This is a genomic window from Algoriphagus winogradskyi, assembly GCF_900182815.1.
In the GTDB taxonomy this organism is placed as follows: domain Bacteria; phylum Bacteroidota; class Bacteroidia; order Cytophagales; family Cyclobacteriaceae; genus Algoriphagus; species Algoriphagus winogradskyi.
In genome coordinates this window covers 653,304-679,541 of sequence record NZ_FXUA01000001.1, presented here as the reverse complement: position 1 = coordinate 679,541, position 26,238 = coordinate 653,304, and the positions used below count along the sequence as shown (strand labels likewise).

Annotated in this window: 19 protein-coding genes; 5 read left to right on the top strand and 14 right to left on the bottom strand. The window is 40.5% G+C overall.

The window, feature by feature from the left end:
• Nucleotides 1–118 precede the first annotated feature (118 nt).
• From QOL76_RS02925 to QOL76_RS02915, 3 genes are all read right to left on the bottom strand, one after another.
• The gene (locus QOL76_RS02925) at nucleotides 119–532 is read right to left on the bottom strand and encodes a DsrE family protein (protein WP_283411528.1); all 414 of its coding nucleotides are present in this window, start codon (nucleotides 530–532) and stop codon (nucleotides 119–121) included.
• A gap of 1 nt (nucleotide 533) precedes the next feature.
• Nucleotides 534–1,214, bottom strand: a complete 681-nt coding sequence (locus QOL76_RS02920) for a Tat (twin-arginine translocation) pathway signal sequence containing protein (protein WP_283411527.1) — start codon at nucleotides 1,212–1,214, stop codon at nucleotides 534–536.
• Between the two features lie 305 nt (nucleotides 1,215–1,519).
• Nucleotides 1,520–5,599 carry a two-component regulator propeller domain-containing protein gene (locus QOL76_RS02915; protein WP_283411526.1) on the bottom strand — a complete coding sequence of 1,360 codons (4,080 nt, stop codon included), beginning with the start codon at nucleotides 5,597–5,599 and terminating at the stop codon, nucleotides 1,520–1,522.
• A gap of 343 nt (nucleotides 5,600–5,942) precedes the next feature.
• On the opposite strand from QOL76_RS02915, the gene QOL76_RS02910 reads away from it, so the two are divergent.
• Nucleotides 5,943–6,224, top strand: coding sequence for a hypothetical protein (locus tag QOL76_RS02910; RefSeq protein WP_283411525.1), 282 nt, complete (start codon nucleotides 5,943–5,945; stop codon nucleotides 6,222–6,224).
• An 84-nt stretch (nucleotides 6,225–6,308) separates the two neighbouring features.
• On the opposite strand, the gene purN is transcribed toward QOL76_RS02910, so the two are convergent.
• From purN to proB, 3 genes are all read right to left on the bottom strand, one after another.
• Nucleotides 6,309–6,866 (bottom strand): phosphoribosylglycinamide formyltransferase, encoded by a 558-nt coding sequence (gene purN / locus QOL76_RS02905; protein WP_283411524.1) that lies wholly within the window; start codon nucleotides 6,864–6,866, stop codon nucleotides 6,309–6,311.
• A 239-nt stretch (nucleotides 6,867–7,105) separates the two neighbouring features.
• Nucleotides 7,106–8,347, bottom strand: a complete 1,242-nt coding sequence (locus tag QOL76_RS02900) for a glutamate-5-semialdehyde dehydrogenase (protein WP_283411523.1) — start codon at nucleotides 8,345–8,347, stop codon at nucleotides 7,106–7,108.
• A complete protein-coding gene (proB, locus tag QOL76_RS02895) occupies nucleotides 8,340–9,422 on the bottom strand; it encodes a glutamate 5-kinase (RefSeq protein ID WP_283411522.1) in 1,083 nt (360 codons plus the stop codon). The genes QOL76_RS02900 and proB overlap by 8 nt, the downstream gene beginning before the upstream one ends.
• A gap of 340 nt (nucleotides 9,423–9,762) precedes the next feature.
• Here proB and QOL76_RS02890 point away from each other — a divergent pair, with 340 nt between their 5' ends.
• Both QOL76_RS02890 and QOL76_RS02885 read left to right on the top strand, forming a co-directional pair.
• Nucleotides 9,763–10,683, top strand: a complete 921-nt coding sequence (locus QOL76_RS02890; RefSeq protein ID WP_283411521.1) for an IS1595 family transposase — start codon at nucleotides 9,763–9,765, stop codon at nucleotides 10,681–10,683.
• Between the two features lie 118 nt (nucleotides 10,684–10,801).
• Nucleotides 10,802–11,518 (top strand): hypothetical protein, encoded by a 717-nt coding sequence (locus QOL76_RS02885; protein ID WP_283411520.1) that lies wholly within the window; start codon nucleotides 10,802–10,804, stop codon nucleotides 11,516–11,518.
• A 33-nt stretch (nucleotides 11,519–11,551) separates the two neighbouring features.
• On the opposite strand, the gene QOL76_RS02880 is transcribed toward QOL76_RS02885, so the two are convergent.
• The 8 genes from QOL76_RS02880 to QOL76_RS02845 form a co-directional block, all read right to left on the bottom strand.
• Entirely contained in the window at nucleotides 11,552–12,415 is an 864-nt protein-coding gene (locus tag QOL76_RS02880) for a geranylgeranylglycerol-phosphate geranylgeranyltransferase (protein ID WP_377919045.1), read from the bottom strand.
• A 255-nt stretch (nucleotides 12,416–12,670) separates the two neighbouring features.
• Nucleotides 12,671–13,453, bottom strand: a complete 783-nt coding sequence (locus QOL76_RS02875; RefSeq protein WP_283411518.1) for a tetratricopeptide repeat protein — start codon at nucleotides 13,451–13,453, stop codon at nucleotides 12,671–12,673.
• Nucleotides 13,450–14,424 carry a carbon-nitrogen hydrolase family protein gene (locus tag QOL76_RS02870; RefSeq protein WP_283411517.1) on the bottom strand — a complete coding sequence of 325 codons (975 nt, stop codon included), beginning with the start codon at nucleotides 14,422–14,424 and terminating at the stop codon, nucleotides 13,450–13,452. Before QOL76_RS02870 ends, QOL76_RS02875 begins: the two co-directional genes overlap by 4 nt.
• Before the next feature lie 130 nt (nucleotides 14,425–14,554).
• Complete coding sequence (locus QOL76_RS02865; protein WP_283411516.1) at nucleotides 14,555–16,141, bottom strand: glucoamylase family protein; 1,587 nt, start codon at nucleotides 16,139–16,141, stop codon at nucleotides 14,555–14,557.
• 159 nt (nucleotides 16,142–16,300) lie between these two features.
• Nucleotides 16,301–17,785 (bottom strand): RagB/SusD family nutrient uptake outer membrane protein, encoded by a 1,485-nt coding sequence (locus QOL76_RS02860; RefSeq protein WP_283411515.1) that lies wholly within the window; start codon nucleotides 17,783–17,785, stop codon nucleotides 16,301–16,303.
• A gap of 12 nt (nucleotides 17,786–17,797) precedes the next feature.
• Complete coding sequence (locus QOL76_RS02855; protein ID WP_283411514.1) at nucleotides 17,798–20,809, bottom strand: SusC/RagA family TonB-linked outer membrane protein; 3,012 nt, start codon at nucleotides 20,807–20,809, stop codon at nucleotides 17,798–17,800.
• Nucleotides 20,810–21,071: 262 nt separating this feature from the next.
• Complete coding sequence (locus QOL76_RS02850) at nucleotides 21,072–22,952, bottom strand: 7TM diverse intracellular signaling domain-containing protein (protein WP_283411513.1); 1,881 nt, start codon at nucleotides 22,950–22,952, stop codon at nucleotides 21,072–21,074.
• A gap of 108 nt (nucleotides 22,953–23,060) precedes the next feature.
• A complete protein-coding gene (locus QOL76_RS02845) occupies nucleotides 23,061–23,843 on the bottom strand; it encodes a glycerophosphodiester phosphodiesterase (protein WP_283411512.1) in 783 nt (260 codons plus the stop codon).
• Between the two features lie 398 nt (nucleotides 23,844–24,241).
• On the opposite strand from QOL76_RS02845, the gene QOL76_RS02840 reads away from it, so the two are divergent.
• Nucleotides 24,242–24,916, top strand: coding sequence for a response regulator transcription factor (locus QOL76_RS02840; protein WP_283411511.1), 675 nt, complete (start codon nucleotides 24,242–24,244; stop codon nucleotides 24,914–24,916).
• Nucleotides 24,913–26,202, top strand: a complete 1,290-nt coding sequence (locus QOL76_RS02835; protein WP_283411510.1) for a sensor histidine kinase — start codon at nucleotides 24,913–24,915, stop codon at nucleotides 26,200–26,202. Before QOL76_RS02840 ends, QOL76_RS02835 begins: the two co-directional genes overlap by 4 nt.
• Nucleotides 26,203–26,238: the final 36 nt, after the last annotated feature.

The following is a 26,238-nucleotide window of genomic DNA, read 5'->3' as shown; positions in this document are numbered from 1 at the left end:
AAGTTATTTGAAAAGAGTCAATTTTTTTTCTTTTTCCCAGAATAATAAGTTTTAGGTTTTTGAGTTCACAACGGGCGATAATCACAATTTCAAGGTTCTTGTTAAATGATTTCAGTGCTCACTTCATCTCCTTGATATAGCCCCAACCTTCTTGCTGTCTCAGAAGTAGCTCATAGATTCCATCGGGAACAGAGCCTACTCCAGGAATAAGGTCAGATTTGTTTTTGCCATGCTTTTCTAAAGCAACCTGACAAACCACTACTGATACGTTATCCATCTTTGTAATCTCAGATATTCCCGACTTTACTGTAGAAATACCGTCGACGAGCATGGCATAAGCTCCACCATAAGCTACCAATTCAAATTCAGAATCAGGATAAGCTTTAGCCATCAATCCTATATGCCGAACTACGGTTTCATGCAGGTCTTCATTCGAACTTGATACGTCAAACACTGCTTTTACAGGTGTTTTTTGAGCATTAGCCATTGTAGTTATTAACAAGGCTAATGCAATAATTAGGTGTCTTTTCATTTTAATTGCTGGCGAAAATGTACCCGCAACCATTTTCCTGTGCTCTTCCCAGTGCCCAAACACCAGATGGAACGATTTGAATTCCCGGCTGAACGGCAGCTACCCATTCCTTATAAACTTCTGTGGCATCAAGCCCCATTTGCTGAGCAACAGCTCCGCTATAAACAGAAAGTGCCAAATTGCATACACAAAACATAGCACCCCGTGCTTGCATGTCCTTTATACCTTGGATTACAGGCATTGGAAAATCACCTTCCTGTGGCTCGTAATATGGATTTCTCAATGAGGCAGCTTTGGTGGAATTGTCATTTACACCAAAGACTTCTCCTAACTTGTATTTTTTCCATATGCTGGATTTGAGGGCAAACGGTATTGCATTATGACGAAGCACTGTCATCGCAGTGATGTCACTATCACTAGAGCCAGTCTCATTATTACTTAAATAAAAAGCCCAGTTCCAGATAATCGGAAAACCGTCATGAGGAGTAGATCCATCATAGACAATACGATGGCTACCTTTAATTTTTTTGAACCACTCTTCTGCGTCAGACATTCGTCTTTCATCAAAAGCAGAATTGTCAGCAACTAGTGGATTTGTGATCATGGCAAGAGTTCCTGAAGTAGCTCCTAGGAGTACTGAACCCATGAATTTTCGTCTTGAATTAGCGTCGTTGTTTTTCATGATATTGTATTAATTGTGGGAAAAGGTTTGGTTTATTTTTTGGGGCTATTTCAAATTTTAATAATAGGAATTACTGTTTTGAAAAATTTGTAGGTTGAAGTATCCACTAAAAGGATACTTTATTTCACTTCAATTCCAGACTGAGTGAGGTGCCAATTTATTACTGTGCAATTCTAAAAAATCTGAGCTCTAGTTACATTCAGTATTTCTGCAACTGCTTGAACCTATTGTTCAAATACAAAAAATAGCTTGTACCATTCTTTCAAAAATGGTGACCGGTATTGGTTTAACTAACTGATAAAAAATTACTTATGTATTGTACTGGGAGCAAATCCAAATTCTTCCTTGAATGCTCTGCTAAACCAGGAAGGATCGTTAAAACCTACTTCATAGGCCACTTCCGAAATAGTTTTATCACTCATTTGAAGTAATTCTTTTGCTTGCTGAAGACGAATAGAGCGAATAAAAATCGCGGTGGATTTCCCGGAAATGGCTTTCAGTTTACGGTATACCTGCGAATCACTCATGTTCAGGCGAAATGCCAAATGCTTGGATGAAAAAGCTGGATCATCGAGCTCCTTGCGGATGATTGCAATAGTTCGTTTGAGGAATTTTGCCTCTGGGGTTTCACTTTTGATGGCTAGCACTCCACTTAATTCCTCGTGCCGGAATTTCTGAGCCATTTTTCTTCTCAGCAAAATCAACTGTTCTATCCTTGTGAAAAGCTCCGCCTTATTAAACGGCTTGGACAAGTAGGCATCCGCTCCATGTGAGAGTCCAGTAATCCGGTCTTTGGCAGTGGCTTTGGCGGTCAGGATAATAATAGGAATATGATCCGTTCTCTCGTCAGATTTCAATGCATCACAGACTTCATAGCCACTTCTGCCTGGCATCATGAGATCACAAATAATGATATCTGGAACCCTCTCAAAAGCTAAGTTTATTCCCTCTTCACCATTGAGTCCATGCACAAGCTCATACTTTTCACCGAGACATGACTTCAGGTAGTAGGCAACGTCCATGTTGTCCTCGATGATCAGTACAAGTGGCAGATCAGATTCTTCATGAGTTGTTATAATTTCAAAATGAGCTGAATCTTCAGAGGCTAAATAGTCTGAAGGAATCTCATCCATATCTACCTCGGTAGCAAATTTGGCTTTTCTGCTAATAGGAATTTGCACCGTAAATTCACTGCCTTTTTCCAGTTCACTTTTCACAGAAATAGTGCCTTCCAGCATGGTTACAAATTCGTTGGTCAGTGAAAGACCTATTCCAGTTCCTTCGCCGATGCGAGAAGAGGAGTGATCTACTTGATAGAAACGATCAAAAATATGCGGGATGGTTTCTGCTGGAATCCCGATTCCATTATCCTTTACTTTGACGAAAAAGGACTGCTTTCCACTCCTATTTTCCACCTTCATATGCACCAGAATTTTCCCATTTGGAAGGGTGAATTTGATGGCATTGGAAATGAGGTTGGAGATGATTGCAGAAAGTTTTTCTGGGTCAAAATCCATCTCTAGATGATCAACCTCCGAATACACTGTAAGCTGAATGTCTGACTTTGCTGAGAGGGATTGAAAGCTTTCGCAAATGTATTTAACAAATGGAACTACATCAGTTTGGATCAAGGTCAAACCCATTTCTCCACTTTCTGCCTTAGCAGTAGCCAGCAATTCGTTTACGAGCTTGAGTAATTTTTTCCCGTTGCGCTCGATCATCGCCAGCGGTCGGTCTGTTGAGTTGGATTCCTTGTCATCCAAATTGGTCTTAATGGTGTCGACCATCCCTAATATCACGGTTAGAGGAGTTCGGAACTCATGGGTGATATTTGTGTACAAACTGCTCTTAAGTTGATTCACCTCCTTTAGTCTTAAGCTTTCTGCCAATGCTAATTTGCGAGAAAGTTGGAAGTGATATACCCAATAGATGAGTAGTGCGATGCTGATGATATACAACATATTAGCCCACCAAGAGGCCCACCATGGTGGCAGGATGATTAAGCTGATCTCCAATGGCAGCTGATCCCACTCTTTCCCTCTCGCAAATCCATTCACCAATAAAGTGTGCGTGCCTGAGGGAAGATTAAGAAATTGGACTTCCGGATCTTTAAGCATATTCCAATCCTCATTGTTTGGCAACAACTTGTAGCCATATTCTACCTTTTTATTCATCCGAAAGTCCAAGGAAGAGAATTGGAGAAAAAAAGGAAACTGGTTATTGGTGAACGTGAGACTGGAAGTGTTTAGAAGCGATTTTTGCAAGATATTATCAGGTGCACTTTTGGTTTTTATGGTTTCATCTTTGATTCTTAGTTCTGAGAAATAAAGAGGTTTTGGGTGATCAATATTCAGCAGGTCTGCTGGATGAAAATAACTGACTCCGCTTATGCCTCCTAGGTAAATTTTCCCACTTTTATCCTTGAATTTGGCGTGGATATCAAATTCCTTGCTTTGGATGCCATCTTCAACTCCATAATGTGTAAAGGTCTCTGATTCAGGTTCAAATTTCACAATTCCGTTGTTCGTTCCAAGCCAAAGATCTCCATTTTCATCGTCCTGAACACTGTAAATAATAGCATTTGGAAATTGCTGACTTTCCGTCCAGGATTTAAATTTATTGTCTCCCAAGAATAAATTTAACCCATGTCTAGTACCGAGCCAGATTCGATCGCTTTGGTCAAACAAGATGTCGTAAACTGAATTATGGGAGAGTGCCATATCCTCCCCATTTAGTCTAGAGTAGTTATCAAAAACAGGCTTTGTATAGTCTGGGCCATCAAAGCTAAGTTTGGAGAGCCCGGCTTGAGTGCCTACCCAGATGTTCCCTTTGTTGTCTACTCGTATGCAATGAGCGACGTCGTTGATCAAGGAATTGCCATCAGAAGTGCTTTTGCTAATTCTTGTGACCTGATACTTATTTTCATTGTCGAATTCCAGCCGGAAAATCCCTTTTCCATTGGTGGCTCCCCATAGGTTTTGATTCGCGTCTAGCGCCAGGTCCTTTAGGAAATCATCGCTTATGCTATTCCCATTTTCAGGATCGAATTGGAATACGTGAAATTTGGGATTAGTAGGATTAAAAGTTTCTAGGTTGATCATATTCAAACCTCGGGTAGTAGCTAGCCACAACCTATTGTTTTTTTGATCTTTGAGAATTGCCCGAACTACTGACCCAGAAATGCTATAGGAATCATTTTGGTTTTCAGTAAAAGCGAAACTTTTTCCTTCTCTGATCAAATTAAGCCCACCATCGGAAGTACCTATCCAAAGGTCCGTCCCATCCCGAAAAATCGAAAAGATTACGTTGTCATTTAATAAGTGGTCCCCTTTCAGATCCTTGGATATATTTTTAAAATAAGGTTCTGAAAAATCCAACTGATTCAATGAATTCGCCGTCCCTACGAGGATTTGTTCATCCGAAATTCTCAGCAAGGACTGTACAGTGCCATTGCTTAGGCTAATTTTTTGATTATCATCTTTCAGGATTTTTCTTCGAATAGATTTAGTTTTCCAATTGAAGAGGTAAAGCCCACTTCCAGTGGCTACCCATACTTCTGAATCATTCTCTTTCAAGAATGAGTTGACATGTCTGGTAGGAGCTGAGGATGATTCGGCGAGGTTGAAGAACTGGGCAGTTTTTTTTGCATAATCATAAATAAACAAACCAAAATCACTTCCTACTAGCAACTGTTGATCTGTTGGGTAAAGTGCTTTTACTTGACCTTGCACAAGGAATTCAGGGGCTTCATCAAATGAATTAGTGTTGGTAGGGTCTATGTTGAAAATTTCTCCATTTTGGGAGCCTATCCAGAGTGTGTTTTTTTTGTCCAAAGACAATGTAGTCAGTGGTTTGTTTTTGAAAAAAGCACTCTGTTTATCAGTTTTATTTGATAGTTGATGAAGTCCAGAGATGCTCGATGCTACCCACAGATTCCCATCTTGATCGTTTAGTAGAGAGGAGATGATTTCATTTTTATCTGTAGAATTCGCTAATGTGATACGATGAAAACGATCTTGGTCAGGTTCATAATAACTCAGCCCATTTCCGATCGTTCCTATCCAGATTTTACCTGAAGTATCTTCAAAGATTTTGTTGGTGTAGTTCCCATGAATCGTGGTTGAATCTATTTCGCTGTATTTGTAAACTTTGAATTCTTTGCCATCGAAGCGGTTCAACCCATCCTGAGTAGCAATCCACACAAAGCCCCTTTTATCTTGTATCAGGTCATTGATAGAAACTTGTGAAATCCCATCCTCTAGACCGAAGTACTTGATTCTTGTAGTTGATGTTTGTGCATTAGAATTAGAATAAAAAACACCTAGAATAAGTATTGCCAAAAACCTTAAATAGTAGTCGTGAAATTCCTTGCTGATTAGATTCAATCCAATCCGGTTTTTTAAAAATAATACCCAGTAGCGTTGAAAAAACATGATTCAAGATACTGATCTTTTGCAGAATACGTTAACTGCTGTTTGCCCATTTGCGAACAATTTTGTTCGAAGACTTAAGTGCCTTTAGCCGCTTGAACTTCCAAACTGTCTGTTTTAGGCTATTCTAGCTGGCACAATAGTGGTCATAGGAAGTGGTGCGTAGAAGGTTCTAGAACCCGATATTTCCTAATCAAGAATCTGCTCTAAACCGCAATATTTTAAAATCTTAGAAAAACCAGCTTTCACTTTACAACCTCAATTCATGAATTAATCCTTACCCAAAACACACAAACACATGAGTCACATCGCCATTCCTATCCCGAATCTACCTGGCAAACAAAATATAGACATCCAGGTGATCATCAATAATGAAGTGAAGTCACTTCATTACAAAGTAGAATTATTCTATTGGGATGATTGTCTGAATCCTACTGCTCACAGAGCAGACTGTATCTCCGAAATGCTCACTAAACATGATCCAAACTGGACCGTTTATTTTATCGGTGCTCCTACGGATAAGTTTGTGCCGATCACCTTTGTGGATCGGGAGAGTAAAAAGTGGATGCAGGTAAGGTGATAGGTGAGAATATAAATTTGATTTTCGCTTTAATACCTCACTTCACTTGTTAATGATTTTGATGTGTTTATAAGTTGTTATATGTCACAATAACCCTTCAATCACCTCAGGGAAGTGCTTATGCTCCAATGCATGCACTTTCTGAGCTATTGAATCTGGTGTGTCCTCTGAAGTGAGTGGGGTAGAAGCCTGAAACACGATTCTTCCCTCGTCGTAGTTTTCATTGACAAGATGAATGGTGATGCCTGTTTCTGTATCTCCAGCAGCTTTTACAGCTTCGTGGACAAAACTTCCATACATGCCTTTTCCTCCGTATTTGGGTAAAAGAGCAGGGTGAATATTCACCATTCGATCAGGGAAAGCTCTGGTTAACTCAACCGGGATTTTCAGTAAAAAGCCTGCCAAAATCACCCAGTCAATGTTTTCTTCCTGTAATTTCTCAAGCAGAACACCAGCGTCCATTTCTTTTCTGGAAAAAGTAAAAGTAGGAACGTCGAATTTCTTTGCCCGCTCCAACACAAAAGCATCTGACTTATTTGAAGCAACCAATGCTATTTCTGCAATTTTTGAATTCTGGAAATGCTCCATGATTTTTTCAGCATTACTACCAGATCCTGAAGCTAAGATTGCGAGACGTTTCAAGGGAATATTTGATTTTGATGGGTTGATGCGAAATTAAGGGAAATCTACTGTACCGCAGGGTAACCTTTGAGGTTTTTTTCTAACCTCGAAGGTTTTCGAGTAGAAGACCTTCGAGGAGATCCCAAACCCTCTGGCGTTTGGGATTACACCTCAAAGGACATTTCCGGCCAATTTTTCAATCTTTCCATAAAGAAAAGGGAAGGGCTATAAACTCAAAACTGACCACTGAAAACTGCGAACTACTTTCTGACCTGTCCATTTCCTCTCACGATCCACTTATAGCTACAAAGCTCTTTCAGCGCCATAGGTCCACGGGCGTGGAGCTTTTGGGTACTTATGCCGATTTCTGCACCCAAACCAAATTGAGCTCCATCAGTGAAAGCTGTGGAGGCATTTGCATAAACTGCCGCTGCATCCACTTCCAGTAAAAAGCGATCAAGAGTCTCCTGGTTTTCAGCAACTATAGCTTCAGAATGCTTTGAAGAATAGATAGCAATATGATCTAAGGCTTCATCCAGATTTGCCACAGTTTTGATGGCTAATTTCAGCCCTAAGAATTCTGTTCCAAAGTGAGACTCATCAGCTTTTGAAATCAATTCGTGGGAATCTAGAGCTGCATAAGCCTTTTCATCTGCAAAAACCTGAACCTTGCTTTCCAACATCGGCTGAATCAAGTCATTTAAAACGGACAATTTTGCTTCATGAATTATTAGACAATCCAGAGAATTACATACACTTGGTCTACGGGTTTTTGAATTATAGGCAATCTCTTTCGCTTTTTCCAAATCCGCGGATTCATCGACATAAGTATGCACGATGCCGGCTCCAGTTTCGATCACTGGCACTTTTGCATTTTCTCTGACAAAATTGATCAAGCCCTGAGATCCCCGTGGAATAATGACGTCGACAAAACCAACTGCTTCCAAGAGTGCTTTCGTGGCTGTTCTTTCCGCAGGTAAAAGCTGGAATGCTTCAGTTGGCAGCTCATTGAGTTCTAACACTTGATGGATCAAACTCATGATTGCTCGGTTGGAATGATCAGCATCCGAACCACCTTTCAGTACCAATCCATTTCCTGATTTGAGAGCCAGTGTAAATACATCAAAAGTTACATTGGGTCTAGCCTCGTAAATGATCCCGATCACCCCAAGAGGTACGGTAGTTTTTTTCAGAGAAAGTCCATTTTCAAGGGTTTTACTTTCCAAGACATGATGAAGCGGACTTGGTAATGCACTCACCTGAATGATTTCCCCAGCGATAGTTTGAATTCGTTCTTCTGTCAGCAAAAGCCTATCATACATGGGATTGTCTGGCTCCATGAGATCCAGATCTTTCTGGTTTTCTTCCAAAAGGAAGTAAGTGTTTTCAACTGCCAAAATTGCCAGATTGTGCAGAACCTGATTTACCTTCTCATTACTGAGTCCAGTCAGTTTTCTAGCTCCTTTTTTTACTCCTTCAAAAATATCTTGGTACTCAGTCATGATCGAAAATATAGAGGTAATCGTAGTGTATTAATGCTTTTTGGTTCTTTTGGCCAATGCGTTCATTGGCTACTTTGGAGGAATACTCTGCTCTCCCCAGGCCGATTTTATGACCTGTTTCGTCTCTGATCAGAAGTATATCTCCTTTGGAAAACTCTCCTTCAAGTTTAATAATTCCAATTGGCAAGAGACTGCGGATTACCTCTGCCGTGAGGGAGCTTTTCGCTCCTTCATTGATTGTGATCTCTCCTACGTAGTAATGCTCTCCATGGGCCAGCCATTTCTTTGCACCATGTTTTGCTTTTTGAGGTTCAAACCAAGTACATCGCAAGCTTTTGTCAGCAAATTCTCCCAATACATTCTCCCGCTTGCCATTAGCGATTATAACCTGAATGCCCAGATCGGCAGATTTCTTGGCCATGGCATACTTGGTAAGCATTCCACCCCGGCCAAAAGATGACTTGGACGCTGAGATATAGTTAGAAACTTCAGGCATTTTAGAAGCTACTTTTTCTATGAGTTGAGAATCGGGATCTGAAGGGTTTCCAGTGAAAATCCCATCCACATTCGTAAGCAGCATCATGGTGTCTGCATTGATCATCGCAGCGGTGAGACTAGCCAGTTCATCGTTATCGGTGAACATCAGCTCGGTAATGGTAACCGTGTCATTTTCATTGATAATAGGCAAGATGCCCTGTGAAAGCAAGGCTTGCACACAGTTTTTCATGTTCAAGAAATGCTTTCTATCCCGAAAATCCTCCTTGGTCACCAAGATCTGCGCAACGGGCTGCTTATGTTTTTCGAAGAAATTCTGGTATTGATTGATGAGTCGGATTTGACCGGTGGAAGCCCAGATTTGTTTTTTGAAAACTGGGTTGAGTTTCTCGGGAAGAGGAATTGCTTGTCTCCCAAAAGCTACTGCGCCCGAACTTACCAAGACGACTTTCTTACCGAGAGAGGTTAGCGCTTGGATTTGGGCCACAAGCTTTTCCATGCGATCTAAATCAGGAAGTCCATTTTCCTGAGTCAGTACATTCGACCCGATCTTGATTACAAGTAATTTGCTGTCTAGCATGATTGAAAAATTTGCCTGAAAATAGGGAAGATTTGTGACTTATGATTTCGGATTTAAGATTTACGGGGTTAATTCTAAAGGTAAAGATCAGCTAAGCTAAGTTGAAGAATATCTATTTTTTCAAAATCAAGAATCAAAAAGAGTTTGGGATTTGAAAGCTTTTGTACTAAAAATCATAAAAAAATTAACATTTGATATTATGGGGAAATATTTAAATTAACTTTTATGTATATCCGCAAAGACACCAGTAACCAAATAAGTTCTTATTGACAGTTGGTGACAATTGCTTTATTGAGGTTTTAACTCGTTTTAAATTAGGTCGAAATAAATGGTTTTGGCCATGAATATTATCAATTTCATTAATCGATTTCCAGACGAATCTTCTTGTATCGAATTCATCAAAGAACAAAGGATCCATCAGGGAATTATCTGTAAGAAGTGTGCTGGATTGAATCATTATTGGCTTGAAAATAAGCTTTCCTTCCAGTGTGCTTCCTGTGGATTCAGAACCAGTATCAGGAGTGGTACGGTCATGCAGAGCAGTAATCTGCCAATTAGGACCTGGATGATGGCCATTACGTTCATCACCGCCACCAAGAAAGGGTTCAGTGCAGCAGAACTCCAGCGACAGCTGGGAATGAAACGCTACGAACCGGTTTTCAGGATGTATCACAAGCTCCGCGTGGTGATGGGGCAACGGGATGACCGCTACCGACTGGAGGACATGGTGGAATACGATGAGGCATTCGTGGGAAAAGCCACCAAGGCCAAGGTCCGAAGCCAACTCAAGCGAGGAAGAGGCAGTCAAAAACAGTCAAAAGTGGCTGTCATGGCTGAATCCACGCCTTTAGAAGATCCTGAGTCGGGTAAAGGTGACAAGAGCTGCAGATACTTCAAAATGAAGAAGATAAAGAACTTGGAGGCAAAAACAGCACAGCATTTAATCAAAGACTACATTGATTCAAACGCTGTACTTCAAACAGATAAGAGTACCACCTTCTCAGATCTGAGTGATTGTATTGATGTTCATGTCAGTGAAATCTCTGGAACCAAAGAAGGCAATTTTAACCTCAAGTGGGTTCATATTGCAATCAGTAACTTAAAGAAACACCTGCAGACATACCATATGATCAGTGAACGAATGATGCAGAACTATCTGGACGAGTTTTGTTACAAACTCAACCGAAGATATTTTGGTCAAAAACTCTTTGACAGACTCATCATTGCTTCAATTTACCCATACTGGTATGATTGCGGATAATCATATTAACTTTTTAAGTTTATATTTATGGAGTTTGTTTACACTTACTTTTCTTAGCTCATATTTAGTTATGCTGCTGGTTTAAAATCTATCTAATTGTTTTTCAATTATTTAATTTATGAATTATAGATTTTCGTTGTTTTTTGTGTCTGTATTCCTGATTCCTTTATTGGCCTGCAGTCAGGAGTTTAAAGTAGGATTCGGAATAGTTTCAAACGAAGAGAAGTTTAATAACTCCTATATTCAAATAGATGCCTTGGCGATCTATGAAGGCAATTTAAGGAATTCCGATGCTAGGTTGATGCCTTATGTTCAATATGCACATTCTTTTGGAAGTAGATTTAAAGGAACTATTGAGGCACAATATTATAAATCATATGCTTCCATATTTGCGACCACTCCAATTGAAGGATTTCCAATTGACTCTAAGAAGGTGATTTCTTATGTGAGTAGAAACTTGGAATTACCAATCGGAGGGTCATTGAACTTATTTGGTTTTAATCTTTTGAAATTCAATTTAATAGCCGGAATAGTACCGGTTTTTAGTTTTTCCTCCAGCCCTCATTTCGACAAAATCCCTGATGGCATTGACTGGACTCAAGAAGTTGTGGATGCTTTGAATGCAGTGGAAACGATCTCTAAGAAATACCATACTAATTATCTATATGGATTCTCATTAGAGTATTGGAGACTGGGGCTTGCTTTCACCAGAAATCATAATTTTTCATCGATAAGCAATGATTATAGGCTCTATGGGAAATCATACAGTTTTGAAAGAAAGACTATTTCAAATCGTATTACTCTTTATTATACACTCTTTAGGAATAATAAATGATGAAATTTGAATGCTGACTATCGAATAATGAAGTTATAAAAGCCCCATACTCAGCGTCCCAACCAACATCAATATTTTGGCAATGGTGCTTAACTGAGTAAAATGATCCTTGCGATCAGCTAGGTAGATTCGGTACATGAAATACATAAAAAAGATACCCAGACCACCGAAATAGGCAAAAATAATGGGTCGGTCAAGTTTGAACATTACAATCAAAATTGCACAGATAAATACTGCCGCAATCAAGAAAATAACTGCTTTTGTTTTGCGAAAGCCAAGTACAATTGGCAATGTTCTGCAACCGTGTTTTCTATCTCCCTGTCTATCTTCTATGTCTTTAATAATCTCACGAATGAGATTAAGGAAGAAAGCGAATATGGCATAGGTCAGAACCAGTAACTCAGCTTTCTGGTAATGAATAGCAATGATATAAATAGAAAGTCCAGTGAGAAATGCAACGGTCACATTACCAATAAAAGGTTCTCTTTTAAGCTGATTGCTGTAAATCCAAAGTAAAAATGCCGCTACAAAATTGATGAAAGCAATTTTTGGACTGACGAGATATCCCAGCCCAATCGCAGTGAAATTTAGAAATGAGTGAAGCAGAATGATGACTCTTCTTTTGATTCCTTTCCCCACTACAACCTCATTTGGTCTATTGACATAGTCGATTTTGACATCGTAATAGTCATTGATCATGTAGCCAGCAGCAGTGATCAATAAGGTGGAGAAAATGATCAAGTACAGTTTGTAATCCTGAAGAACAGGCAAGCCGGCATTGGTAGTGCCTACCAAAAAATAAGCGGTCATGAACTGTGCGAATCCCACCATCAACAGATTAATCGGTCTGCTGATCCGAAAAAGTCCCCGGATGGATATGGTTCTTTCTACAGTCATGGTATTCATCTGTTAATAATTACTTTTTTATGGTCAGATGGAATCTCGCATGGTTAGATCTTGCCAGTGTGTGACTTTTTTAGTCATACTCGATTTCATACGTCAAAAATAGATTCAATTCCCGTCACATCTAGGGAAATGTCTCGGTATGTGGAAATTAAAAGGTTTTTTAACCGCGGAGGACACTAAGGCACCACAGAGGGCGCTGGTTTTTTTGTAAAGCAATTATCTGAAGTGCCAGTCTAGTATTTCAAATTAATTACAAAAATCATCTATCAAAATGGAAGCTTGAGGCATACCTAGTTCTACTGCCAATTTCCAATCCTTACAGGCCAATTTTAGATTACCTCTTCTATAGAAACTTCCGCCTCTGTGTACAAAAGCAGATCCAGTCAGGACATCATCGTCTATTGGATTATCAATCACAAATGTGTAATCGTTAATGGCATTTTCGTAATCAAATTCATCATAATAAATATCACCCCTTGTATTATAAGCTTCAATGTAGTTGGGGTTGATCTGAATAGCCCTGTTAATGTCCGAAAGGGCAGAATCATATAAAGCCAACTTCATATAAGATCTTGCGCTTCTCTCATAGACTTCTTCAGGGTTTTGATTGTTTTGAATAGAAAGGTTGTAATAAAATGAGGAAGAGTCTAGTTGACTTAGTCCATGAAATATTTCGGCCTTTTTTAAATAGTATAAACCCATCTTGTCAGTAAATTCTATTCCTAGGTTAATAGCTTGTAGAGCTTCTTGAAATTGCTCTAAATTAATTAAGTAATTTGCTTTTTTATAAAATAACCTACTATTGGTTGGAGTTAAAACAATAGCATTATCAAGGTGTAAAATAGCCAAATCAAAATTCCCTCTATTACCTTCTAAATCTGATTGACTCTCCTGCATTTTTGACCTTTTTACAGTACAGGAAACTAGTAGTATAGAAAATGATATGATCAGAATATTCTTAATTGGCATGGGGGTAGTGTAGTGATTAGTGATAGGAATTGAAAATATATAGCATAATATAGACTTCATTTCATGGATTTGAGTTGATTTTCATATTTCACACTCGCCTGCCTCTCTCTATTCACACTCAACTGAAGCACATCAGGTCTAGAGTAATGTCCAACGGGATCAAAGTTCTGGCGCTCTTCCAGAACCCGATTGAAATCCAAGGTCTCAATCAAAAGACCTTCCTTATTTGCCACAGGCTCCAAGATCCATTTGCCATCTGGACCTGTAATGCAGGAACCGCCATCCGCTAAAATTTCGGGAGCGTTTTCAAGAATCAAATCTAGGTGAGGTGTTCCAGCTGGAAAGTCAGTTTTACTCATCAAACTTGAAACAGAAATAACAAAGGATCTACTTTCCTGAGCAATCAACCGGGTGATATTTTCTGTGTTTCTGACAGCTCCTGGCCAAACTGCGATATGGAGATTTTCTCCCAAACCATACAAGGCCGTTCTTGCCAAAGGCATCCAGTTTTCCCAGCAATTGAGCCCTCCGACAGTAAATTCCTTTAACGTATGAACTTGTAGCCCATTTCCATCGCCAGGAGCCCAAGTGAGCCGTTCTTCGTAGGTAGGTTGAAGTTTGCGATGAACGGATTTAATATCACCATCAGTGTTAATATACACCAGCGAGCAATAGATACTGTGGCCACCTTTATCTATGGGTCTTTCGATAATTCCCAAGTAAATGGCAATTTTCAAACTTTTAGCTAGCTCTTGAATCTCCAGCAAATCTCCTTTTTCAATCTGAACCGAATTTCTTAAATAATGTGCGTGAATTTCCTTTTGCACTTTATCATCCCAAGCGGATCCATTGGTAATTGACATCCAAAAAGGATAACCAGGTACCAGCCCCTCTCCAAATACAACTAACTCACAACCTTGAGCCGCAGCTTCTTTGATAGAAGTTTTTACTTTCTCAAGTGTGGCAAATTTGTCTAGCCAAACGGGTGAAATTTGAGCTAGCGCTACTTTCAGAAGATTGGAGGATGTCATGATAGGGGATTTTGATCGGAAATTACAGGATTGTGATCTTCGATCAAAGTGAAGTGAGCCTGTAAAAAGTAATCCCCCTAACCAACTATGGATAGGGGGATTAACTGATCGTAAAAGTATATCAACTTTTCTATTTGGCAATGTTTGGACCTTCAAAGCCCAGCTTTTTCAATCCTTCCTGAACTTCAGGTGCGCCCATAAATAATTTCCAACCTAGTCCAGTTCTATAGTTTTCTATCATAGCGACCATCGGGCCCTGATCGATCGCAAGGTATCGCTCAGGATAATAATCATGCTCAGGACTCATAGCATCATAGAAACCATATCTTCCAAGCACCTTTTTACCATAATTGTAATAGAGGTTTTTGATCACTTTCATGGACTCTTCCGGAGTGTAAGGAATAGATGAAATCGCAGCAGTTGGCGAAATTACTCCTGTATCATTTCTAGGAAAATGCGCATTATAGCCGTTGATAGAGTAGGAAGCAGTCAGTCCCCAGAGATCTTCTCCGTAGCCGGCAAATCCATTTGGATTTTCAACTACGTGTGCTCGGTTGATAAGCGTATGGTTAGTATTTAGCTTTTGATAGTCTGCATATTTATCTTTCAATCCCATAGGATTTAAGCCCAAATAGGAATAATGGGCCCAGAAAAGGGGTCCGCCCTTTTCTTCAGCTCCATTATGCTTTAAGACCAATTCATAGCCAAAAGCTTCCTTTTCGGATTTGATTCCTCCGCTTCTTGCCCATCCCTTGTGGTAAGCCGCTGGATCAATCGTGTGAGTAGGAGAGGAAGCTGCGAGTACATAGGTGATAAGACATTCGTTGTATCCTTCCAGTGGGAAATTCATGTCCCAAGCAAACTCCGGTGACCAGTGCCAATACAACACATCCTGCCCATCTCGAGTGTACCATGTCCAGTCCATTTCTTTCCAGAGTTGATCTATTCGGTCTGCAACCGCTTTTTGTCTATCATCTCCATCTTTGAAATATTCCCGAACGGCGATAAGGCTTTGCATCAGGTAGGCAGACTCTACCAGATCGCCCCCATTATCTTTTTGGCCAAAAGGCTGCACTTTTCCGGTTTGTCCGTTTATCCAGTGCGGCCAAACCCCTTTGAATTTGTCTGCTTTTTCCAGAAAACCCACGATTTTCTCAAATCGTGCTACTCCTTGTTCTTTGGTGATCCAGCCTCTTTCCATCCCTGCGATCAGACCGAAGATGCCCATTCCAGAACCTCCTGTTGTTATGACGTGGGCATCGTTTTGCGGATATTCTCCATCGATGTGAATTCGCTCTGGAGCTAGACCAGAATTCGGTTCAGCTCCATCCCAGAAATAGCGGAAGGTATAGAACTCCACCATATCCAGAAGTTCTTCATCCGTCATTTTATGAGTTTTGGTGGCCGCTCTTCCAACGATGGTAGAATCCTCACCGGAATAAGCTCTGACCTCGTAGTTCAGATCCAGTTCCATCCCGAGGTCATTCACGAAATCCAAGTAAATCGTGTCCTCTAGCACAGCCCGTCTGGTATAGTGATCATCATCCATACTTATCCATACTCCATAGGAGTCTGCTTTTGGATCTTTATCCCAAGAGAGTTCCACATGAATATCATATGGTGTCGCCTTGATGGTATTGGTATTTTCATCTGCTTGTTGGCAAGCAAATGAAAATACAGCTAAGGTGAGAATGGGGAGGGGCAAAGGGTTTTTCATGTGTTACTTGATTTTAATTGTCACGTGGAATCTCACATCGCGGATGATCATTCCTTGGTGTATGGACTGATTGATGTTCGATTTCATAGCTTAAAAATTAGGTGAAATATAAAAGAAAAGGAGACTCCCACCACAGCAAGTAAGCGGGAGTCAAGGGGTTTAGTACCCCGGATTCTGGATGATTGAACCTCCGCTAATGTCGATTTCTGACTGAGGTATTGGATAAACTTCATGCTTGCCAGGAGTCCAGGTGATTCCTAGTGCTGCGAACACTTCCTGTGCTCTTCCTTGTCTCACCAAATCAAAATATCTGTGTTGCTCCATGGCTAATTCCACTCTTCTCTCATGATAGATGGCTTCTCTTAGTTCGGACTGCTCAGTCATAGTCAAGTCTGGTAAAATATCCTCATTGCCTTGACGGGCTCTTTCTCTCACCAGGTTGACATATTCCAACGCTTGGCTAGAATTCCCGATTTCGTTAGCCGCCTCTGCTGCGATCAAAAGCAAATCAGCATATCTGAATAAGCGGATATTTGCACCACTGTTACCAAAGCCAGACGGTGGTCTTTCCGGCAACCAAGCTTTTCTACTAAAACGGGCATTAGCACCCATATTTGGATCTGGCATCACAATCTCTCCTGAAGGCAAAGTATCACCTTCGTTAATTATGGTCGCTGCAAGTCTTGGATCATTCTCTTCATAAGCAGCCATCAAATCATCCGATGGTCCATTGAAGCCCCAGCCGTTATTTGGATTGCCACGGATTCCCTGCACCTCGTTAAACTGAGATCCGCCACCACCAGCTTCGAGCGCAACGGTGGACACTTCGAAAATACTTTCCGAAGAATGCTCACCTTCTCTACGGAAAATGCCTTCGTAATCGGGATAAAGCTCATATTCACCACTGGCAATCACTTCCTGAGCCATATCATAGGCTTCCTGAAATTCATTTTGAAAAAGGTGCACTTTAGCCAAAAATGACTTTGCAGCTCCAGCTGTAGCTCTACCTAGTTCAGAAGCCGGATATTCAGACTTCTCTGGCAGATTTGCTGCCGCAAATTCTAAATCTTCCTCTATGAATGCATAAATCGTTTCTTTGGATACACGCGCTTGTTGATACTCATCAGGGTTCAACGGGGTTTCGATCAAAGGCAAGTCTCCATAAGTTCTCACTAAAAAGAAGTAGAAATAGGCTCTTAGAAATCTTGCCTCGCCGATCAATCTGGTTTTTAGTTCCTCATCCATATCGATTTCAGGGACATTTGCGATCACCTGATTAGCGCGGAAAATTCCTTGAAAATAACCTGACCATATTCCGTTTACTGCAGAATTATTTGCGTCAAAGGTGAAGTCATTGATGTCCTGCAGGAATCCCGCATCGCCGGGCACAGAACCTTTGTCTGCATCATCTGAAGCGATGTCTGTGACACCTATATAGGAAAATACATGCACATTGAAACTTCTCAGATGCGCGTAAATCGCATTAACCGCTTGAGTTGCCTGAGTTGCATCTTTGAAGAAATTCTCAGAAGTGAGTTGACCTAATGGTGCTTTCTCCAAGTAATCTTCGCAGGATACTATCCCAAAACTCATCAGAATGCCGAGGCCTAGGACTGCTATTTTATGGTTTATCTTATTTTTCATTTGTTTTTGGGTTTAGAAGCTGGCTGAGACGCCTACGTTAAACGTTCTTGCTACTGGGTATAGACCGCTGTCATATCCAGTTCCTAGTACATTTCCACCGCCGATTTCAGGCGTGTATCCTGAGTATTTTGTCCATGTCAAGACATTTGTGCCGGATAGGTAAACTCGGAAGTTTTGAAGCTTTACCTTACTTAAAACAACCTCAGAGAAGTTGTAGCCAACTTGGATGTTTCTCAATCTCAAGAATGAACCGTCTTCTACAAATCTATCAGAGACTTCGTAGTTGTGTCCGCCATTCGTAACTCTAGGTTCAGAATTACTTGTGCCTTCACCGGTCCATCTGTCTAAGTAGCTTGTTTCAAAATTGTAGGTGTTGAAGCGGGTTTGCTTCTTCGCATTGTAGATTTCGTTTCCGAGTGTACCGTTGAAATCTGCACTTAGATCAAAGCCTTTGTAGTCAAAGCCGAAATTGAAACCGTAAACCAGATCAGGAATTGGGCTTCCAAGAATTACCCGGTCATTGCTGTTGACAACTCCGTCTCCATTGGTATCTTCATAGATTAAGTCACCAGCTACTTCTGGTCCTCGCTTTGGAATGGAAGAAAGGTCAGCTTCATTTTGGAACACACCTGCTGTCTTGTAGCCATAGTAATGTCCGATTGATTCACCTACGATCGTTCTGGACCCGAGGTAGCCTGAGATTCCTACAGCTCCTCCGAAGATAGCCTCATTACCATCTCCCAAATCCAATACTTCGTTATTCACAGTGGAAGCAACGATTCCAAAATTGTAGGAAAAGTCACCTTTTTGATCTCTCCAATTTAACGTAAGGTCAACCCCTGAATTCTTCACATTTGCTGCATTGACAACAGGATTGTTGGATGCACCAACATAAGATGGAATCGGAACTGCTACCAGGATGTCGTTGGTGGTTCTAGTGTAATAGTCCAACTCACCTGTCAATTTCTCATTAAAAAAGCCAAACTCGAAACCAATATTTGAGGTAACTGTTTCTTCCCATTGAATAAATGGATTAGAAAGCCTGGTTATTGTCGCACCGTAAACCAACTCTTCATTTTCACCGAATACGGCGTTTTGATTTCCATTTACTACAGGACGGCCTTCATATACATAGATCTTGTCGTTTCCGATTTTTCCCCAGCTACCGCGTATTTTCAGATTGGAAAGAAAATTTTGGTTTTGAAGGAATCCTTCTTCGATGATATTATACCCAAGTGCAATGGAAGGGAAATTTCCATATCTTCTCTCTTCCCCAAATCGGCTAGATCCATCTCTTCTAAATGTACCTGTAAAGAGAAACTTGTTTTTGAACGTATAATTTGCTCTGAAAAGGTAGGAAAGCATAGCCCAGGACTCTCCTGAATTAGAATTGGTCTGGGAGGTCAGTTCACCGGCATTCAAATACCAAAGTGAAGGGTCTTCACCTGGAAGATTCCTTCTTCCTCCACCTAGGGATTCTGTATAGAAATCTTGGGTGGTAATACCGCCCAGCAAGTTAAGCCGATGGTCTTCCCACTCTTTGCTGTAGTTCAGTGTATTCTCCCAGAGAATATTTGTATTTCTCATATTGGAAACATTTACAGAATTCTCGGGATTCTGCTGGGTAGGGGAGACAAAGTAAACAGGAGTAAAGCTCTTAGAGTCCTGAAATACCAGGTCTAGCCCAACATTACTTCGGAAGGTGAAGTTCTTAAGGAATTTCACATCCATGAAGAAGTTACCCACTCCACGGTAGTTGTTGGTGCGGTTATTTGAGTTGTACTCAAATTGTGCAGCGGGATTTCCTACTGGAGCTGTGTTGGTATAGCTTCCATCAGGCTGAGTAGGCTCGAAAATCGGATACGCACGATATGCATTTCCAATTACCCCAGGCTCATTTTGCTGATTGTAATAGATGAAAGAAAGGTTGTGACCAAAAGTCACTGCTTCGCTCATTTTGTACTGGTTGTTCAATCGGATTGTCAAACGTTCGAATTCTGATTCTTTGACCACACCTTGTTGATTGAAGTAATTCGCACTTAGGTTGAAGTTTGTTTTCGCTGAACCTCCATTCGCGCCAATGCTAATGTTATTGATTGGAGCATTTCTGAAGATGTAATCTTGCCAATCTGTTCCTTCCTGGTAATCATTTACATTATAAATTGGCTGATTCCCTACATTTTGTTCCAGCTCATTTGCCAGCTGCGCAAATTCACGGGCGTTTACGAGGTTGATTTTATTAGCTACTTGCTGCACACCTGTGTATGCATCCACAGTTACTCGCGTATCTGTGTCAAATGAACCTTGTTTCGTAGTGACGATGATTACCCCATTTGCACCTCTCGATCCGTAAATAGCCGTGGCAGAGGCATCTTTCAATACCTCCATGGATTCCACATCATTTGGGTTTAGGAAATTGATATCATCAAGCAGCATCCCGTCGACTACATACAGAGGATTTGAATTGTTCAATGTACCGACACCACGAATCCTAACTGTAGAGCCCGCTCCTGGAGCACCGGAATTTTGGGTAATCTGAACACCACTGACGCGTCCTTGAAGGGATTGGGTCACATCGGAAACAGGCAGTCGACTGATATCTTCAGATTTGACACTGGAGATCGCACCTGTCAAATCGCTTTTACGCTGAATACCATATCCGACGACTACAAACTCATCAAGATCAGATAGATCTTCTCCAAGTGTCACGTTAATGGTAGTTCTTCCATTTATTGGCTCCTCTACCGTTTGAAATCCCACGAAGGTGAATACCAAAACTGCGGCTTCTGGGACTTCTAAGGAATACTTACCATCAAGGTCAGTGACAGTTCCGTTGGTGGTTCCTTTGATGACCACATTCACTCCTGGAAGAGGAAATCCAGTGTCATCGACAACAGTGCCGCTGACCGGAACATTTTGTCCAAACGAATCATGGACAGTAAAGAATGAGAATAGGAGAAGGGCTAAAATTATATACTTGTTCAGATGCCAAGTATTTCCCCGCTCAGGTAGCAATTTTTCCATTTGGCGTATTGGGTTTGGTTTAGTTAATAACTAGAGACACATACTTGCTCCAGTGGTAAATGAAACTACCACCACTGGAAGATTTTAAGAAAAAATAACTTCGAAATCGATTGAAAAAATGTTTGGGAACTAACGATTTCTGGATGTCAATTCCTGCTTTGTTTTCATTGAAAAAACGTCTATTTAATTAATTTAGGGGGTTTTTAGAAATTCGTTCACGCTTTATTATCAGGATTTGACTACCAATGATAATTGCTTGAAATCAGTTGAGTTCATGCGATCGCTCCAGCACGATGTCCTCCCATTCAGGTTGATGAATCCCCTTCATTTCAAGTTGCAATTTGACCTTTACCCTGAAGCTACTTATCGCGTTTACTCTGAGATCCAGCAACTGGGAAAGCTCTTCCAGCGTGAGTTTGCTATGCTCGGAAATGACGGTGTAGGACAGGTAAAATGCTTTTTCAATCGGGAGACGGATACCGTGGAAAATCGTCCCGGCAGTAGCTGATTCTATATGACCGCAACGTGAGCATCGACGGTGAAAAACCTTTGAGCTCTTCGAGAATTTAGTATGCTCACAAGCTTTGCATGAAAATCCATTGTCCCATTTGACTTGCTCCAAGTAGCGAAGGCAAGCGGTAGAATCTGGGAATATCTTTTTGAAATCTTCATAGCTCATCCGTTTATTGGTGATTCTCGCCTGTAGGTTCTCCTTGATCTGAGACTTTAGCTTCCAGATGTCTTTATCCAAAATGGAGTTAATACGCTTAATTTCTTCATCCTTTTCTAGGATCTGCTGATTGTATTCTAGGAGGAGTTGGTTCTTTTTAGCCAGTTCCTGAGTTCTTTCATTGACTCTTTGCTCCAATTCTCTATTGACCTTTTCTTTCAGCTGGGCATTTGCCTCTGCTTGACGAAGAGAGCGAAGTAATGCCCGATCACGATTGTCTTTTAGAATTTTCACCCGATCACCAAGTGCCAAAGTTAGCAGCAACATCTCCATCAGAAAGGCAATGTGCAAACTGTAGTAAATTACTGTGCTGTGTGGAATAATGGCTGTGTGGACCATTGCTTTCAGTGCTACTCCCAAAAAAAGAATAGCATAAGCAATTACAAATAAACGTGCTACGCTGTAGCCTTTTACCAAGACATAAACGCTGGAAAAAAGTATGAGAAAGAAGGGAATGATATCGTAAATCTGAATTTCTAACAGCGCTGGAAAAAAAGCAATTCCAGCTGCGAAAAGAATTGTTTTAGCTAAGAGCAATACATGAAAGCAGCGATGCATGCTGGGGAATCTCCTCTTCAAATTGAGGAAGTGAGTGGAGAAAAGCAGCGCAAATACGATGATCAAAAAGCTGGAGAGGCCCGATATAGGCTGGTTCCACTCGGGATGATTGGGCCATAAATACTGGAATGCGATCCCATCTACACAAGCTGCAAAAATACCTACGCTTAGTAAGTAGAATACATAATACAAGTATTTCACCTCTTTAATAGCCAGATAAATCAATCCATTGTAAAGTGAAATAATCAGAATCATTCCATAGAAAATGCCATAAAGGAAGTACTCATTTAGTGCATAATAGATGAAGCGATTGTAGGATCTGAAGGCAATTCGTATGTCAGCCTTCTGCGAAGATTTGATTTTGAAATAATAGGTGGCTATTCCTGGAGTTTCATTTTCTACAGGGATGTGAAAGTTTTTATGTGCAAAGATTCTGTCTCCAAAAGGTGCCTTATCACCGAGTTTTAATTCTTTATATCCGCTTTCTGAGGGTATGTATGCTGTTATTTGATCAATCGTCTGATCATAAAATTCCATCAGCCACTGCTTGTTACTTTGCGGTGTTTTCTGAATTGCAACTTTGACCCAATAGGTACTTTCGGTTGAAAACTTATTTTTGTTGAAGTCAGGATTGATCTTGAGTTTGCCGTTAATTGGATTGGAGAGTATGTCGCTAAGCTCCAGCTCGTTGCTCTGGTCTTCATAGAAAGTAAGGCGGTCTATCGCATAGATTCTTTCGTCAAGCTGATCGTTGATTTGAAAAGTGTACTGGGATGATTGGGCAAGTGCATAGGAAGACAACAAACTGCTCACTGCACTCAGGAGTACAAATACATTTCGATAAAACTTGTCCATAAAACATTGGGTATATTCCTGTAGAAGGAACAAAAACGACACCCAATGCTTTTGGTTTGTGAAATCGAAGGGTTTATTTGAAAATAGTCAGCAGTCGAAGCGCCGTGATTACTTCCTTTCTTGGATCAGTTTAAATAATAACTCCGGCTCATCTGTGGTGATGAAATCCGGGTTTTGATCAAGAAACCAATTCAAATCTTCCGCAGAGTTCACTGTCCAAGCATTTACTGTTAGCCCCAGATCCTGTGCTTCTTTGATCCATTGAGGATTCTTTTTCAGCAGATTAATATTGTAATCAAAGCCGAAAAATCCAGCCTCTTTCAATTCTGCTGGAGTCTTGTCTCCTGTCAAGTAAGCTACATTTGCATTGGGATCCATTTCAATAGCCTTCAAACCGCCTTCGTAGCTGAATGTGATGTAATCCACCCATTTTTGAGCTTTCATTTTCTTGACAGCCAACACGGATTTTTCTGCAACCTCTATGCTGCGTTCCACAGAGATTTTGGATGGCTTGATTTCAAAAATCAACTTGGTGCCTTTCTGTTTTTTGCCAGCTTTTAGGTATTCTTCTACGGTAGAAAGCTTCTCGCCATTTTCATGTTTAATGGTTAAAAGGTCTTTATAAGTAGAGGTTTCGATTTCCATACCTTCGAAATCCGCATCATGATTTACTACTAAAACTCCATCGGAAGTCATCCACACATCAAACTCAGAACCTTCACAGCCTAGCTTCACAGCTTCTTTGAGAGAAGCCAAAGAGTTCTGAGGATGTGCTTGTGCTTTCCACGCGCCACGGTGAGCGATTACTTTATTTTTGTGAAATGTTTTTTGTGCAAAGGAAGCGGAGCTTGCTATCAAAAAAGTAAGAAGAGTGAAAAGTGCGAAACGCATAGGTGTAAGGTTTAGTAAATACTAACTCTTCAAAAGTAAAAAATCGTTTGATAGGAAGATACCCAGTTGTAAGAATTCACAGAAACATAATGATTGAGTTTGGGATGTGCCAGAAATTGGCTCGCGGCGTCGCAGCGACGCCAGGGATAGGGCGGGTTTTTCCTTGACAATTGAGTTTGAAAATTGGTCATTAAACATTTATCATCCCGCCACGGCGACAAGACGCAAAGAAAATTGCAAAGGATTCAATTTAAAGTTTCTTTGCTAAAACTCCGAAGTCTTCACGAGGTTGCGGTGAAAAGAATTTTTCTTCTTTCTTGATCATTGAATTTGAAAATTGATCACTGAATATTCACATCTTCTAATTTCCTTCCAAATTCAATGCTTAATTTGAAACAATGAAAATCTTGGTGATTGAAGACGAAAAGGAGCTAGCAAGGGATATTGTGAAATACCTCTCCGAGGAGGATTATCGCTGTGAAACAGCTAGCGACTTTGCGACAGCTAAAGAAAAAGTGAGTCTCTACCAATACGATTGCATTTTGCTTGACCTAATGCTGCCCGGTGGAGATGGGTTTGATATTCTGGAGCATCTGAGAAGTCAGAATAAGCAGGACGGCGTGATTATTATTTCTGCCAAGAATACCTTGGAAGACAAGATCAAGGGTTTAAACATCGGCGCGGATGATTACTTAGCCAAGCCATTTCACCACTCCGAGTTGGCGGCACGGATTCACTCAGTGATTCGTAGGAAGCAATTTGATCCCTCCAACCTTATTATCCAGAATGAGATAAAAATTGATTTACTTTCAAAAACAGTCCACATAGGAAATATCGCTATTCTTTTGACCAAGAAAGAATACGACTTATTATTATTTTTCATTGGGAATAAGAATCGGGTTTTATCAAAAAGTGCTTTGGCAGAGCATCTTTCGGGGGATTTGGCGGATATGTTTGATAGTCATGATTTCGTCTATGCCCATGTCAAAAATCTGAAGAAAAAGCTTAGCGAAGCGGGCTATGGTAACTATTTGAAAACGATGTATGGCACGGGATATAAATGGGAACTATGATCAAACTTCTCGACAAGCCTTTCAAAGCTTTTACAATATATGCTATGGTCATACTGTTGGTCAGCATCCCACTATATTTTCTGGTAGTGGACTGGATCTGGGTGACAGAGATAGATGATAATCATGAGATAATCATGGAGCGGATCGAGAACCGATTTGAGCAGGCTCATGTGTCGGGACATGACTTGGAAACGATTCTCCACACCTGGAATACCTTGCAGCCGAGTTCATCCATTATGGCGATTTCTGAAAATATAACAAGACAGGACAGTATTTATGAAGTAACTAAATACAATGAATACGAGGGTGAATGGGATCGTTTTCGTGGTCTTCAAACGGTAATTCAGATTGATAAGAAGCCTTACCTGCTCAATATTGAGACCAACGTGGAGGAAGCCTATGAGACTATTTTTGCAATAGGCCTTGTGACGGTCGTTCTCTATGGGATTTTAGTTTTTGGATTTATACAGCTCAACAGGAAGATTTCTAAAAGTGTCTGGGACCCATTTGAAAGTACACTGAATAAGTTGAAATCTTTTGACTTGAGCATGAGTAAGGAAGTGAGTTTTGAGCCTACTGATATTGAGGAATTTGACGCATTGAATCGAACGATATCTAAGCTGATATCTGAAAATGTTAGCGCATACAATCAACAGAAAGCCTTTGTTGCCAATGCTTCTCATGAACTGCAAACTCCGATTGCCTTGCTGAAATCCAAGTTGGACATGCTTTTTCAGGATGAAAAACTCAGTTCTGAGCAGTCGGAATTGGTAAATGCCATACAGATTCCACTGGCAAGACTTACTCGGGTGAACAAAAATTTACTTTTACTGGCTAGAATTGACAACAGCAAGTTTTCAGATATTTCAGAAATAGATTTTGCGGAGAAAGTAGAAAAAAGTGAAGAGCTGCTTCAGGATTATATTGTTGAAAAGCAGTTGGACTTTCATAAAAAAGCACTTGGAAAATGCGTGTTTCTGTGCAGTAAATTTCTGGCGGAAACAGTAGTTAATAATCTGCTTTCCAATGCAATTAGACACACTTCCAAAAATGGTGAAGTCAGTGTGGAATGGGATGAAACTGGCTTTTCTTTTAAGAATTCAGGCAATGAGGCGTTAAATCAGGATTTACTGTTTAAGCGTTTTTCTATTTCCACCACTGAGACCACTAACAGTGGATTGGGGTTGGCCATCGTGAAAGAGATTTGCAAGCAAAATGGCTGGGATATCAACTATAACTTTTTGGATCATTTCCACATTTTTTCCGTGCGCTTCGGGAAATTCTAAATGTCTTCTAAATCTCATGTGAAGTTTGGGTAATCA

What these genes read in the sequence shown, in the direction of transcription:
- QOL76_RS02910 (WP_283411525.1), top strand. Translation starts at nt 5,943, where the DNA reads ATGAGTCACATCGCCATTCCTATCCCGAATCTACCTGGCAAACAAAAT.
- QOL76_RS02925 (WP_283411528.1), bottom strand. Translation starts at nt 532, where the DNA reads ATGAAAAGACACCTAATTATTGCATTAGCCTTGTTAATAACTACAATG.
- proB (WP_283411522.1), bottom strand. Translation starts at nt 9,422, where the DNA reads ATGCTAGACAGCAAATTACTTGTAATCAAGATCGGGTCGAATGTACTG.
- QOL76_RS02835 (WP_283411510.1), top strand. Translation starts at nt 24,913, where the DNA reads ATGATCAAACTTCTCGACAAGCCTTTCAAAGCTTTTACAATATATGCT.
- QOL76_RS02845 (WP_283411512.1), bottom strand. Translation starts at nt 23,843, where the DNA reads ATGCGTTTCGCACTTTTCACTCTTCTTACTTTTTTGATAGCAAGCTCC.
- QOL76_RS02890 (WP_283411521.1), top strand. Translation starts at nt 9,763, where the DNA reads ATGAATATTATCAATTTCATTAATCGATTTCCAGACGAATCTTCTTGT.
- QOL76_RS02850 (WP_283411513.1), bottom strand. Translation starts at nt 22,952, where the DNA reads ATGGACAAGTTTTATCGAAATGTATTTGTACTCCTGAGTGCAGTGAGC.
- QOL76_RS02920 (WP_283411527.1), bottom strand. Translation starts at nt 1,214, where the DNA reads ATGAAAAACAACGACGCTAATTCAAGACGAAAATTCATGGGTTCAGTA.
- QOL76_RS02860 (WP_283411515.1), bottom strand. Translation starts at nt 17,785, where the DNA reads ATGAAAAATAAGATAAACCATAAAATAGCAGTCCTAGGCCTCGGCATT.
- QOL76_RS02855 (WP_283411514.1), bottom strand. Translation starts at nt 20,809, where the DNA reads ATGGAAAAATTGCTACCTGAGCGGGGAAATACTTGGCATCTGAACAAG.
- QOL76_RS02880 (WP_377919045.1), bottom strand. Translation starts at nt 12,415, where the DNA reads ATGACTGTAGAAAGAACCATATCCATCCGGGGACTTTTTCGGATCAGC.
- QOL76_RS02875 (WP_283411518.1), bottom strand. Translation starts at nt 13,453, where the DNA reads ATGAAGTCTATATTATGCTATATATTTTCAATTCCTATCACTAATCAC.
- QOL76_RS02885 (WP_283411520.1), top strand. Translation starts at nt 10,802, where the DNA reads ATGAATTATAGATTTTCGTTGTTTTTTGTGTCTGTATTCCTGATTCCT.
- QOL76_RS02840 (WP_283411511.1), top strand. Translation starts at nt 24,242, where the DNA reads ATGAAAATCTTGGTGATTGAAGACGAAAAGGAGCTAGCAAGGGATATT.
- QOL76_RS02870 (WP_283411517.1), bottom strand. Translation starts at nt 14,424, where the DNA reads ATGACATCCTCCAATCTTCTGAAAGTAGCGCTAGCTCAAATTTCACCC.
- QOL76_RS02865 (WP_283411516.1), bottom strand. Translation starts at nt 16,141, where the DNA reads ATGAAAAACCCTTTGCCCCTCCCCATTCTCACCTTAGCTGTATTTTCA.
- QOL76_RS02900 (WP_283411523.1), bottom strand. Translation starts at nt 8,347, where the DNA reads ATGACTGAGTACCAAGATATTTTTGAAGGAGTAAAAAAAGGAGCTAGA.